Origin of the sequence: Sarcina ventriculi, from assembly GCF_900456775.1 — a bacterium.
In the GTDB taxonomy this organism is placed as follows: Bacteria; Bacillota; Clostridia; order Clostridiales; family Clostridiaceae; genus Sarcina; species Sarcina ventriculi.
Genome location: NZ_UAUL01000001.1, coordinates 558,939 through 572,662 on the forward strand (window position 1 = coordinate 558,939; position 13,724 = coordinate 572,662).

A 13,724-nucleotide genomic window follows, 5' to 3' on the forward strand; every position below is an offset into this window, starting at 1 on the left:
TAATTAATATGAAAATAGCTGAATTATTAGGTAAAGACACCATTAAGCTAAATTTAAAAGCAAATAGCAAAATGGAAGTTTTAGACCAATTAGTAGATGTTTTATATGATGCAGGTCGCTTAAATGATAAAGAATTATATAAAGAGGAAATACTTAAAAGAGAAAGCTTATCATCAACTGGTATTGGTGAAGGAATTGGAATTCCTCATGGTAAAACATCAGCAGTAAAAAAAGCTTCTCTTGCTCTTGGAATATTTAGAGATGGTGTTGATTTTGATTCATTAGATGGTGCACCTGTTAATATAGTTTTTATGATAGCAGCTCCAGAAGGTGCAAATAATGAACATTTAGAAACATTATCTAGGCTATCAGTACTTCTTATGAATCCTGAATTTAAAGAAGGATTACTTTCTTCTAAAGTCCCTGAAGACGTATTCAGTCTTTTGGATAAATTTGAAAAAGAAGATGAAGATGAAGCTAAACCTAACGATGAAATATCAACAGAATCTGATAGTTCAGATCAAAAATATATAATTGGAGTAACAGCTTGTCCAACCGGTATAGCACATACCTATATGGCAGCTGAATCTTTAACTAAAACAGCTCAAGAAATGGGATATAAAGTTAAAATAGAAACAAACGGTTCTACTGGAGTTAAAAACGGTTTAACTGCTGAGGATATAGCTAAAGCAGATGGTATAATTGTTGCAGCTGATAAAAAAGTTGAAATGGATAGATTTCTTGGCAAAAAGGTTGTAATAGTTCCAGTTGTACAAGCTATGAAAAGACCTAAAGAACTTATTGAAGAATCACTAACAACAGCACCTATTTACTCTAAAGATGCTAAAGGCGGAGAAACTTCAATAGCTGGAATGCTTGGAGCTGATAAGAGAGGTGGAGTATATAAACACCTTATGAGTGGTATCTCAAACATGTTACCATTTGTTATTGGTGGAGGTATTTTAATCGCATTATCATATGCTTTTGGTATTCATTCAGCCGATCCTTCAAGCCCACAATATAACTTCTTTGCTTATATTTTAAATACCGTAGGATCTAAATATACATTTAGTCTTATGATACCTGTATTAGCTGGTTTCATTGGTTCAAGTATTGCAGATAGACCTGGATTCGCACCTGCCATGGTTGGTGGATTTATTGCCTCTTCAACAGATGCTGGTTTCCTAGGTGGTATTATAGCTGGTTTCCTAGGTGGATATGTTGTATTAATGTTAAAGAAAGCATTTGCTAAATGGCCTCATTCATTAGATGGACTTAAACCTATGTTAATTTTCCCAGTTTTGGGTGTACTTATAACAGGTGCCTTAATGATAATTGTAGTTGATCCTCCTGTTGCTGCTATAATGCACGGTGCAGAAGCTTTATTAACTAGCATGGGTACTGGATATTTAGTATTACTTGGTGCAGTAGTTGCTGGTATGATGGCAGTTGACATGGGTGGTCCTGTTAACAAAACAGCTTACACATTTGGTCTTGCAATGTTAGCTGCTGGAGATAATGCTCCAATGGCTGCTATAATGGCAGGTGGTATGGTTCCTCCTTTAGCTGTTGCTTTATCTTCAACATTTGCTAAACACAAATATAGTGAAGGTGAGAGAACTGCTGGTAAAACTGCATATGTACTTGGATTATCATTTATTACAGAAGGAACAATTCCTTTTGCCGCAGCAGATCCTGGAAGAGTTATTCCTTGTTGTATAGCTGGTTCAGCAGTTGCTGGTGCATTATCAATGTTATTTGGTATAACAATGCCTGCTCCATTTGGTGGAATATTCGTAGTTCCATTAGCTGGCGGAAATCCTTTATTATACCTACTTGCAATTGGAATAGGTTCAGCAGTTGCTGCTATCCTTCTATCAATTGTAAAAAAACCAGTAAATCAAAATGCCTAAAATATAAAATTTAAATATAAAGAGCACTTACAAATAATTTTGTAAGTGCTTTTTTTGCAACAAACTATGTTTTATTTGTGAATTTTTATTATAAAAACTTAATATTCATGTTAATTTTTATATATATTAGGTACTATTCAGAGTTATTTTAAGTACTTTTATGCTATTTGTATAATTATACCATTTTAATATTCCCCTCTATTAGTAATTTTTTTTAAGCATTTTAATCATTACATTAATATATATTTTTATCTATAATAAAATTAATAACAATTATTGAAATTTTAGAGGTGTTAAGATTATGAAAGTTGAGAATAAAATATTAAGTTTTTCTGTATGTGGTGCTTTATTCTTTGCACTACTTGGAATTACATGGGGATGAGCGATAGATTCTCAAATGGTTTTGTTTGATGGAATGTATTCATTAGTTAGTTTAATTCTATCAATGATGTCTTTATTTATAAGTAGCTATATTGCTAAAAAAGACCAAGAAAAATTTCCATTTGGAAAAAACATATTAGAACCAATGGTAATCTCATTAAAATCTTTTGTTATTGCAGCTATGTGCATTTATTCTCTTGTAGATGCAATTAGAACTATAATCTTTGGTGGAGATAGAATGGATTTTGATTTTGGACTTATCTATTCCTTTATTTCTGTTGTAGGTTGTTCTTTAATTTATAAATATCTTGATAAAAAAGGTAAAAAATTATCTTCTGATTTAATAAATGCAGAAAGTTCACAATGGCTTATGGACACAATCTTAAGTATTTCAGTATTAATTGGTTTTACAATAGCAATTATCCTAAGCTTTACAAAATTTAGTTTTATAAATAATTACATTGACCCTGCAATGGTTATAATAAGTTCATTAATATTTATAAAAGTTCCTGTTACAACTTTTATAAGTAGTTTTAAAGAAATTCTATGTTGTAGCGCTAATGAAGAAATAAATGAAGATATTTCAGTCATGGTCAAAGAAATAGAAAAAGAATATAAATTTCAAGAATCTATAACAAGAGTTTCGAAAATAGGACGTGCTCTTAGAATAGAAATAGACTTCATATATAACAAAGATAGTAAATTAAATAATTTAGATGATATGGATTTTGTTCGTGAAAAATTATCTAAAGAAATGAAACATATAAAATATAATAAATGGCTTAATATTTCATTTACCGGAGATAGAAAATGGGCTGTTTAAAAAAAATAAAGCATGACAAAAATTGTCTTGCTTTATTTTTCAACTAAATTATATCTTGCAAACTATAGTTTTTAAATTCATCTATAAAAGAGCCTAAAGCATCATATATTACCCTTTTAAACTTACAATTTTTATTTAAATTACAAGTATTGCTTTCTTCACAAAAACATTCAACTATATCTAAATTATCTTCAGTTATTTCTAAAACTTCTCCAAGGTTAATATTTTTAGGGTCCATACCTAATGATAATCCTCCATTACGCCCCTTTATTGATGTAATATAATCAGTTTTAGCTAATTTATGTACTATTTTTTTTACATGATGTTCTGATATTTGAAAGCTATTTGCTAACTCCTCTACAGTGCATAGTTTGTTTTGATTTTTAGCTAGGTGTATTAGTATTCTAAATGAATAATCAGAAAACTTAGATAAATACATATTAATCACAACCTTTTTATATTATCTATCTAATTATATCAAATATATAAACAAAAATAATTAAAGTTTGGATTAAAATTTTTATATATAATAAATTCTATTCTAATTCTGCCTTATTCAACTTATCTTTTTCTATAATTGTCTTATACTCAAGCTTAAAATTAGCATCTATTTCCCACAATATAAATTTTATTAAAAAGTAACTAAGTCCTATTGATAAATTTATAAAAATTAATGATAAAACAATATAATTACTTTTAGATAATGTATTATAAATAGCAGATATATTACCATTTATAAAGTTATAATTATTATCTAAAATAGTTCCTAAAGATATTAAAAATACAGAATAAATATTAGTAAAAATCAAAATATTTTTTAATATTTTTTTTTCTAACTTAAATCCTTCTATAGAAATAATATATGTTATTGCACACACTAAAATCATATATCCAAAATAATTTAAACTCTCATATATATAATTTTTTTCAAATATATTGGTAACCATTAGAGAATATATACCTATAAAAAGCCCTAAACAACATGACATATTTTTCATAACTGAGTTATTTTTTAATATGGCTACTACTAAAAGCACAATTGATATCCTTGATATACATAATGGAAACAAATTTAAAACATTATTTGTTGGTAAAAAAATATTTTGTATAGTTAAAAATACTTGTTGCACTATCAATAAACTTATAAATAAAATATTTATTTTTTTATTAAGTTCCAAATTTTTTCTTAAGGTTCCACTATTTCTAATTGTTATGTAACATATAAGTAACGTTGCTAATATAATTATTACTTTTCCAAGTGAATTAAATGTATAACTTGTTCCTTGATTTATAAAGAATAATTTCATTGATTTCATAATTCCTCCTATTCGTATAACCATTGTTCTTAATATTATTATTCCCTATAAATTGTCATATATATTCTATAATTTAATTTTTATCATTCTGATAATGATTTATACTAAAAGCTATATGTCCTTTAACATAATTTTTAATTATATTAGCTCGCTCTAAAAATTCTTCTTCACTCGCCGAAACAAGTTTTCCTCCTTTCTTTTTAAATGTTTCAGTATCAGCATATAATATTACATCTAAATCATCTGTAGCTTTTTTTGTATGTAAAAATAACTTTTCTATATTTTTTAATGTATTAAAACCTGCTCCTATACTATCTTGCAATGCTAAAATATCTATTTTACATTCTCTTAACGCTTCCTTTAATGCTTTTTCCCATGCTCTTATAGTTAAAATTCTAGGTCCTCGTATATTAAAATATGGACTTATCATTACACTTAAATCGCTTTTTCTCTTTATATTTTCGCTTATTTCTTTTAAAAATTTATTTATATTTTTTCTTTGTGTTTTAGTAGCTATAAAATAATCTGATAATTCATATGGGATATACCATCCAGATATAACTTTATTATCTCCGTATTTCTCAAAAATTTCATTAAAAAGAATATTATTTATGTATGCTTCTTTTAAAATCCATCTGCGGCTTAAAGGGCCTAATATCCACCACAGTTTACTTTCCCCAAGACCTATTCTTACTTTTGAATTAGTTTCTTTTGCCGCATCTAAACAATTTTTTATCATATCTACACTATTTTTTTTAAATTCTATATTATTCGTTTCATAAAAACATACCTTATTCAAGGTATCAAATACACTTTGAAGAATTATCTCATTTATATTTTTTTCCTTTAACATACTAAATTCATCTATCCATCTCTTTTTAGAAAAATCTTTAGCATACCACGCTTGAATAAAAGATGATTCAAAATTTATATTTTTCAAGTTAAGTTCCTCCGTTTTGATTTTCTTTTGTTAAATAAGTTAAAAGCAGATACAAGTAATCATTTTACCCAGTATCTGCTACTTAAAGTGTATATATTATATAATTGTGGTTTGTTAGTATCTTTTTATTCTTAGTTAATCTTTTTTTTACAATATATTTTTTTATTAATTTAAAAGCATTTGAATTTTTATTTTCGTAATTGTTCTTTCTTGTGAGCATATTCCTCTTCTGAAATCTCACCTCTTACATATCTTTCATCTAAAATATTCATAGCATTTCTATTTACATTATTTGTATTATTACTTTCATTAGTCATATCTTTTTTATTATTAGAATTCATGGACAATTTCACTATGAAATACACACCAACTAAAATAACTAATACTATTATAAAAATAGTCATCCCATTTCCAATTATTCCATTTCCATAGTACATCATCATTTAGCTTCCTCCTCTCCTTTGTATAAACTTTAAATATTCCTAAATGTCTAAAATTCATTATTTCTACTATAAAAATCATACCTTAGTTTTGTTACAATTTTGTGAGTAAATTCTTTATTTTAAAAGTAAAGTGCAATAATCAATTTGATTATTGCACCTTATCATTAATTTAATGTAGTTTGTAAGTCTTTATCTGGTGTACTTATTGGTCGTAAATCAAATGTATCTATTAAGTATTGCAATACATTAGGAGATAGAAATGCTGGAAGTGTTGGTCCTAAGTACATGCCCTTAATTCCTAATGAAAGCAGTGCTAAAAGGTCTGCTACTGCTTTTTGTTCATACCAAGACAATATAATTGATAATGGAAGTGAATTTACATCTGTATCAAAAGCATCTGCCAAAGCCAATGCAATTCTTACAGCTGAATAAACATCATTACATTGACCAACGTCTAATAATCTTGGAATACCATCTATTGTTCCAAAATCTAATTTATTAAATCTATATTTTCCACAAGCTAAAGTAAGTATTATACAATCTTTTGGTACCATTTTTGCAAAATCTGTATAATAATTTCTTCCAGGTCTAGCTCCATCACATCCTCCAATTACAAAGAAATGTTTTATTTTTCCCTCTTTAACTAACTTAACTATTTCCTCAGCATGAGCTAGTGTTGCTTTGTGACCAAAACCTACTAATATTTCTTTTGTTTCTTCATCTTCTTTAAATCCACCAAGTTCCAAAGCTTTATTTATTATTTCTGTAAAATCTTTTGTTCCATCTTCTTTAAATGGTACATGTTTTACACCTTCCCAACCAACTACATTGGTTGTAAATATTCTATCTTTATAACTATCCCTAGGTCTCATGATACAGTTTGTGGTCATAAGGATACACCCTGGAATGCCATCAAATTCTTTTTGTTGATTTTGCCAAGCCCCTCCAAAGTTACCAACTAAATGTTTATATTTCTTAAGTGCTGGGTAACCATGAGCTGGCAACATTTCTCCATGAGTATAAATATTGATTCCTTTATCTTTTGTTTGTTCTAATAATTGTTCTAAATCTCTTAAATCATGACCTGATATTATTATAAATGGACCTTTTTTAATATTTACATTAACTTTATGTGGAGTAGGACTATTAAATTTTTCATTATTGGCTTTATCTAAAACCTTCATAACTTCAATACTAGCCTCTCCTGCTTTCATTGTTAAAGTTATTAAATGTTCAACTGTTAATTTATCATCAGTTAAAGCCTCTAATGCAGTTATATAAAACTTATCAACAAAATCACTTTTATAGTGAATATATCTTGCTTGATGTCCATATGCACTAATTCCCTTTAATCCATATAATATTGTACTTCTTAGAGAACGAATATCTTGATCTATCGTATCATCATACATTATTCCCGCTTTTTCTGCATCTTTTAATATTTCTGATTTAGTGGAACTTAAATTATATGTAGCTTGTTCTCTATCAATTTTATCTGTTACTTGTTTTCTTAAATCCTCTTTTATTTCTTGAGATTTTTTAAGAAGATTTATATGAACATCACTATCAAAATTTACATTGGTCAATGTTGTAAAAAGACAATCTTCAATAAACTTTGGAATACACTCTGGAACTTCTTTTCCATTGTCTAGCATATTCTTTGCATAACAAGCTATACCCTTTAATTGATATATTAATAAATCTTGCATATTAGCTATTTCTGGTACCTTACCACAAACACCTACTCTTGTACATCCTTTTCCACCTACTGTTTGTTCACATTGGTAACAAAACATTGCATTTTCCAAAACAATTCCTCCATCCCTTTTTTAACATATTTTAATTAATACAATCTTAGTATAAAAAAAACACATTACTTTTATACTATGTAATGTGTTTTTTATCTTAGTACAATGCTTACCTCAAACAATAAACTGTACAAAAAATACGTAAACTTATCTAAATGAATAATTATTTTATAAATCTACGAACTCTAAATTATCATTATTTTGTTAAATATAAATATAAAAGTTTCATAGTATTTTCAATAGCACTATAATGTGTTCTTTCCATACCATGAGATGCATTTACTCCAGGTCCAATCAAAGCGCCTCTTATGTTATTTCCCCCTCTTAAAGCTGCACCTACATCAGAACCATATCTTGGATATATATCAACTGCATAACCTATATTATTATCCTTTGCCAAATTTATAAGATCAGTCGTCATATTAAAATCATAAGGTCCTCCAGAATCTTTAGCACATATACTAACCATTTCCTCTGTACAACCTAAGTCGTCTCCAATACACCCCATATCAACAGCTATCATTTCTGTTATATCTTGTGGAATATATGACGCACCATGTCCTACTTCTTCATAAGTTGATATAATAATTTTTGTTGTATAACTTGGAACTATTTTTTGTCTACTCATAGCCTCTAATAAGCCTATTAAAGCTGACACACTTCCCTTATCATCAATAAATCTAGATTTTATAAATCCACTTTCTGTTATAGTAGTTTTAGTATCAATAAATATAAAATCACCTGAACATATATCTAATTTTTCAACATCCTCTTTTGAATATACCAATTCATCAATTCTAACTACCATATTTTTTTCATCACGCTTTCTTGTTGAACTATCATCAAAAACATGAGCTGCGGAACTTTCACTCAAAAATGTTCCAGTATATGTTTTCCCAGACCTAGTTCTTATCTTACAATACTCACCATCTAATGTCGGTAAAATAGGGCCTCCAAGACTTGTAAATCTTATATTTCCTTCGTTTGTTATAGACCTAACCATAGCACCTAAAGTATCAACATGTGCAGAAAGCCCTACAACTTTATCGTCCTTTTTTCCTTTTACAGTAATTACTCCGCATCCTTTGTTAGTGGTTTCAAATTCATATCCAAACGACTCTACTATATCCTTTATATAATCCATTATTTCAAAACAAAAACCTGTTGGACTATTAAATTCCAATATCTTTTTTGCTGTATTTAATACATATTCTTTATTAATTAATAATTCCATATCTTCTCCTTAAATTACTATATATTTTGTGGAATGTCTATTTCCTTTAAATCATTATCTGTTATATTTAAAGTCCATTCATCATCATCTAAACTTTCACCCGATATCTTCTCTATTGGCATCTTTATATATTTCCCTGTCGCAGTAACTACTATATCGCCATTCTCTAATATAATTTCTCCCGAACCTTCAAATATCTTTCTAGTATTTCTTGTTATTCGTCCTATCGCTTTTATCTCTTGTTCTAAAGGAACTGGTTTTTTATATTTGATATTAAGCTCAACAGTAACCCCCCAAATTCCTGGCTCTTTAATTGCAATAGCTCTTGCTATAACCTCATCTAAAATGGCAGATGATACACCTCCATGCACTCTTCCTGGATAACTTTGATGAAGTTCTCCTGTTTTACAAAGAGATAAAAGTTCACCATTTTCTAATTCATAAAACTCACTTTTTAAACCAAATTCATTTTTCAAACCACATACAATGCATTTTTTTCCATTTGCCTGTTTTTGAACTACCTTTACTTTCATCCTCTAAACCTCCCTTTTAATATATTCTACATATAATTATAGACGAAATATCGTAAAAAAGTGATTTAAATTTTATATTTGTGGAAATAATTAAAGCAAAGAGGTGATATTTATGCTAAATAATAACAAATTAAATCAAGGTAATTTATTAATCATTTTTATTTTAAATTTTATTATCTGTTTAAGTTTCATTTTAGGAATGTATTTGGTTCCTTATATGCTTTTTAAATAGAAAAGTCCTTGGATAATTCTCCAAGAACTTTTTTTATTTAAAAAGTATTTTATTTCTACATATAATCCTTTAAAAATAATGTGTATTTCTATATTCTGTTGGAGTTATACCAACTATTTTTTTAAAAACTTTCGTAAAATGACTTTGATCATAAAAACCTAAAATAATTGATATATCTAAAATACTTTTAGTAGTCCTTAATAACAACACCTTTCCTCTTTCAATTTTTAATTTTCTTACATACTCCATAAGAGATATTCCCATATATTTTTTAAATAAATTAAATGCATATCCCTCTGAAATATTTACAGCTTTAGCAATGTCTTTTGCCTGTATATGATCCTCAATACTTACGTGAATCACTTGTAAAATTTTATTTAAAATAAAATTTTCAGTAACTTGTACATCCTTTATTAGAAAATCCAGATAACATATAGCCATATTTATTTCTAATTTTTGTAAATCTTTTAATTTATCTGTATTTTGAATAATATTATAAAAATCATTATATATAGGATGCAAATATTTTTTCGAAATACCTTCTTTTATTATCTCTTTTACATAAATAGCATTCCATATGATTAAATCATTTTTCTTATCTAAAATATCTATATTATTAATTATTTCTTCTATGTGTTTATCATTTATAACTTTTAAAATAACGTTTTTTTCTTTATTCTTTATTAAGGCATCTATATCATTGTTAAATATATAATAATCTGATTTAAAAGTTCCCATAAAATCTCCTTAAATTTTAGATAATATATATACCAATTATATTGTAAATATACAAATTTTTTCAATATATTTTGATATAATTACGTTATCTTATTGTTATATAAATAAATTTAAGGAGATAAAACCCATGAACAAATTTGGAATACTTCATTTATTAGATATCCCATACGCTTATGCTGAAGATTCTAATACACTTACAATCAGAATTAGAACCTGTAAAAATGATATTAAAAATTGCAAAATATATTATAAAGATAGATATGACTATCATTTACCTTATAAATCAAAAGATATGTATATAGTTTCGGAAACAGACCTTTTTACTTATTATGAAACCTCCATATCTGTCAAATGGAATCGATACAGATATTTTTTCGAGCTAACTGATTTTAATAATTTTACAACTCTTTTTAATGAACGAGGATTTATTGACGAAAAATATGATAATACAAACCAACAAAGCAAAACATCTAATACGCTTCTAATAAATGCTTTTCAATTTCCTTACATTGCTAGAGAAGATGTTTATAATGAGTCAAAATGGCTTCAAGAATCTATAATTTATCAAATATTCCCTGATAGATTTTGTAATGGTAATTCTGTGATAAATCCAAAAAATACAAAACCTTGGGGATATCCACATGTAGATTATCACTCAAAATTTGGTGGTGATATTCAAGGAATTATAGATAAATTAGATTATTTAGAAGATTTAGGTGTAAACGTTATTTATTTAACTCCAATATTTAAATCATCCTCAAATCATAAATATAATACTCAAGACTATTATACAATAGACCCTGAATTTGGAAGCAATGAGCTTGTGAAAGAATTAATTGATAAATGTCATAAAAAAAACATAAAAATAATTTTTGACGCTGTGTTTAATCATTCTGGAGATGATTTTTTTGCCTTTAAAGATGTCTTGAGAAATCAAAAAAACTCCCAATATAGTGATTGGTATATCATAAACAACTTTCCAGTTTCAACTGAAAAAATAAATTACTACGCTTTTGGAAATGCTCATAAAAATATGCCTAAACTAAATACAAGTAATCCTGAGGTTACAAAATATCTTTTAGATGTAGCAAAATTTTGGATTAAAGAATATAAAATAGATGGTTGGCGATTAGATGTTTGCGATGAGGTTAGCCACACATTTTGGAAAAAATTTAGGGATACTATTAAAAGCGTTAATAAGGATGCTGTAATAATCGGCGAAATAATGCATGAAGCTAATAATTTTTTGAAAGGCGACCAATTAGATTCTATAATGAATTATCCAATAAAATTTGCTTGTGTTGATTTTTTTGCTAAAAAAAATATTACTGCTAGAGAATTTTTAAATATTTTAGGTCAAAATAGAATGCTTTATATGAATAGTATAAATAAACAATTATTAAATCTTATAGGAAGTCACGATACCGCAAGATTTTTAACTGAATGTCATGATAACATAGAAAAAATGAAGCTTGCCATTTGTTTTCAATTTACCTATGTTGGTGTTCCATATATCTATTACGGTGATGAAATTGGTCTGTGTGGTGGAGAAGATCCTCAAAATAGAAAATGTATGATTTGGAATGAAAAACTTCAAAATCATGACCTATTAAATTTTTATAAAAAAATGATTACTATCAGAAAAAAACATCCAACTTTTGTACATGGAGATTTTAAAGAAATATCTGGAGAAAATAATATCCTGTCTTACTCTAGAGAATATAATAATGAAAAATATATAATTATTATTAATAATAATGACCATAGTGAATATATTGATTTAAATGCTAATTATACTTGCACAAATCTTATAACTAATAAAATAGAAATATTAAATTCTAATACACTTTTAAAGTCAATGGAATTTAAAATTTTACACGTAATTTCATAAAATTTTTATTATAAAGTGTTATATGAGATAGACAAATAGGTATGCCTTAGTATCATTAAAAACCTATTTGTCTATATTTAAAATTTAATTAAGTATACATATCATTTTTATTCTGCAAATTCATTAATTTAAATATATTTACGAATATTTTCTAAAAGCAATATCCATATAAGATTCTGCTACTTCTGAAAACCCTTCATTAATCAAAGCACAATAAACCATCCCTTTAAGTTCATATGTTGAAATTACACGTGACAAACTATCCTTATGGACTTTTGTTATCATGTACAATATTTCATGAACTAATAACTTAATATCAGATTCTGTAAGAAAAATTCCAACATCATTAGCAGAATTTATAATACTATACTCTATTTTAATAGTTTTAAAATTACGTATAAATCCATTTCTTTTTCTTACTTGCATTATCACCAAAACCTTTCCGTTAACATTTAAAACTATTTGAATATATAATATTTTTATTTCCCAAAAACCTTTTCATAATCTTGTTGAAATTTTAATATTCCCGCATCAGTTAAAGGATGTTTTGTCATTTGTTCTATTACACCATAAGGAATGGTTGCTATATCTGCTCCAGCTAATGCACATTCTTTTACATGTATAGGATTTCTTACGCTAGCTGCAATTATTTCTGTATCAAAATTATATATCTTAAATATGCTAGATATTTCTTTTATCAATTCTATACCTGATTGAGATATGTCATCTAAGCGACCTAAAAATGGTGAAACATAAGATGCGCCAGCCCTTGCTGCTAAAAGCGCTTGATTTGATGTAAATACCAAAGTAACATTTGTTTTAATCCCCTCTTTCGAAAGAACCTTAACAGCTTTTAATCCTTCTATTGTCATAGGTATTTTTACAACCATATTTTTGTGAATAGATGCAATTTCTCTTCCCTCTTTAATCATTCCTTCTGCTGAAGTAGTTGTCGCTTTTACTTCTCCACTTATAGGCCCATCAACTATCTGCGTAATTTCGGTAATAACTTCTTTAAAATCTCTTCCTTCTTTTGCTATAAGCGATGGGTTAGTAGTTACCCCACAAATTACTCCCATATCATTTGCCTTTTTTATATCCTCTACTTTAGCTGTATCTACAAAAATTTTCATAATATATTTCTCCTTATCTTTATATCTAAATATCTTCTAAATTTTAATTTTTTTGTTTCATTTTTTCTCTAAGTTTCATTGCTTTATTTGTTTTATATAAAATAAATATGGTGTATAATATTACAACAGCTGATATAATATTCGGTATAATTGTAGTAAATCCTAATATTAGAGCTATGAAATCAAAAATAATTATAGCTACAATTGATTTAACTTCAATTTTCCTAATATACCTTGAGCCCCCAATTTTTTTAACTGAGTAAAAAATTACTCCCACTAATAATATTAAATTTACAATGTTAACTACAAAAAAATTAGGCATTTTATATCAACTCCTTA

At 27.0% G+C, this 13,724-nt stretch carries 14 protein-coding genes; 3 read left to right on the forward strand and 11 right to left on the reverse strand.

Annotated features, from left to right (window positions below; all coding sequences use genetic code 11):
• Positions 1–8 precede the first annotated feature (8 nt).
• Both DR020_RS02475 and DR020_RS02480 read left to right on the forward strand, forming a co-directional pair.
• Positions 9–1,913, forward strand: a complete 1,905-nt coding sequence (locus DR020_RS02475) for a PTS fructose transporter subunit IIABC (protein WP_112365179.1) — start codon at positions 9–11, stop codon at positions 1,911–1,913.
• Positions 1,914–2,310: 397 nt separating this feature from the next.
• Positions 2,311–3,117 (forward strand): cation diffusion facilitator family transporter, encoded by an 807-nt coding sequence (locus DR020_RS02480; RefSeq protein WP_112365180.1) that lies wholly within the window; start codon positions 2,311–2,313, stop codon positions 3,115–3,117.
• 43 nt (positions 3,118–3,160) lie between these two features.
• Here DR020_RS02480 and DR020_RS02485 read toward each other — a convergent pair whose 3' ends face one another.
• From DR020_RS02485 to DR020_RS02520, 8 genes are all read right to left on the reverse strand, one after another.
• Entirely contained in the window at positions 3,161–3,556 is a 396-nt protein-coding gene (locus DR020_RS02485; RefSeq protein ID WP_055260177.1) for an RrF2 family transcriptional regulator, read from the reverse strand.
• A gap of 97 nt (positions 3,557–3,653) precedes the next feature.
• The gene (locus tag DR020_RS02490) at positions 3,654–4,433 is read right to left on the reverse strand and encodes a TMEM164 family acyltransferase (protein WP_160110434.1); all 780 of its coding nucleotides are present in this window, start codon (positions 4,431–4,433) and stop codon (positions 3,654–3,656) included.
• A gap of 73 nt (positions 4,434–4,506) precedes the next feature.
• The gene (locus tag DR020_RS02495) at positions 4,507–5,373 is read right to left on the reverse strand and encodes a DUF4434 domain-containing protein (protein ID WP_160110435.1); all 867 of its coding nucleotides are present in this window, start codon (positions 5,371–5,373) and stop codon (positions 4,507–4,509) included.
• A 188-nt stretch (positions 5,374–5,561) separates the two neighbouring features.
• Positions 5,562–5,816 (reverse strand): SHOCT domain-containing protein, encoded by a 255-nt coding sequence (locus tag DR020_RS02500; protein ID WP_055260174.1) that lies wholly within the window; start codon positions 5,814–5,816, stop codon positions 5,562–5,564.
• Between the two features lie 164 nt (positions 5,817–5,980).
• Positions 5,981–7,624 carry a hydroxylamine reductase gene (gene hcp / locus DR020_RS02505; protein ID WP_112365183.1) on the reverse strand — a complete coding sequence of 548 codons (1,644 nt, stop codon included), beginning with the start codon at positions 7,622–7,624 and terminating at the stop codon, positions 5,981–5,983.
• A gap of 196 nt (positions 7,625–7,820) precedes the next feature.
• Positions 7,821–8,858 (reverse strand): M42 family metallopeptidase, encoded by a 1,038-nt coding sequence (locus DR020_RS02510; RefSeq protein WP_112365184.1) that lies wholly within the window; start codon positions 8,856–8,858, stop codon positions 7,821–7,823.
• 17 nt (positions 8,859–8,875) lie between these two features.
• The gene (locus tag DR020_RS02515) at positions 8,876–9,391 is read right to left on the reverse strand and encodes a PaaI family thioesterase (protein ID WP_112365185.1); all 516 of its coding nucleotides are present in this window, start codon (positions 9,389–9,391) and stop codon (positions 8,876–8,878) included.
• 301 nt (positions 9,392–9,692) lie between these two features.
• On the reverse strand, positions 9,693–10,361 hold the full coding sequence (locus DR020_RS02520) for a helix-turn-helix domain-containing protein (protein WP_112365186.1): 669 nt from the start codon (positions 10,359–10,361) through the stop codon (positions 9,693–9,695).
• Positions 10,362–10,488: 127 nt separating this feature from the next.
• Between DR020_RS02520 and DR020_RS02525 the strand changes: the two genes are divergently transcribed.
• A complete protein-coding gene (locus DR020_RS02525) occupies positions 10,489–12,252 on the forward strand; it encodes a glycoside hydrolase family 13 protein (protein ID WP_112365187.1) in 1,764 nt (587 codons plus the stop codon).
• 138 nt (positions 12,253–12,390) lie between these two features.
• On the opposite strand, the gene DR020_RS02530 is transcribed toward DR020_RS02525, so the two are convergent.
• From DR020_RS02530 to DR020_RS02540, 3 genes are read right to left on the reverse strand one after another with little or no spacing between them, the layout of a single operon-like run.
• Positions 12,391–12,678 carry an ATP cone domain-containing protein gene (locus tag DR020_RS02530; protein WP_146739581.1) on the reverse strand — a complete coding sequence of 96 codons (288 nt, stop codon included), beginning with the start codon at positions 12,676–12,678 and terminating at the stop codon, positions 12,391–12,393.
• 53 nt (positions 12,679–12,731) lie between these two features.
• Positions 12,732–13,385, reverse strand: coding sequence for a fructose-6-phosphate aldolase (gene fsa, locus DR020_RS02535; RefSeq protein ID WP_055260167.1), 654 nt, complete (start codon positions 13,383–13,385; stop codon positions 12,732–12,734).
• 43 nt (positions 13,386–13,428) lie between these two features.
• Positions 13,429–13,707, reverse strand: coding sequence for a hypothetical protein (locus tag DR020_RS02540; RefSeq protein WP_055260166.1), 279 nt, complete (start codon positions 13,705–13,707; stop codon positions 13,429–13,431).
• Positions 13,708–13,724: the final 17 nt, after the last annotated feature.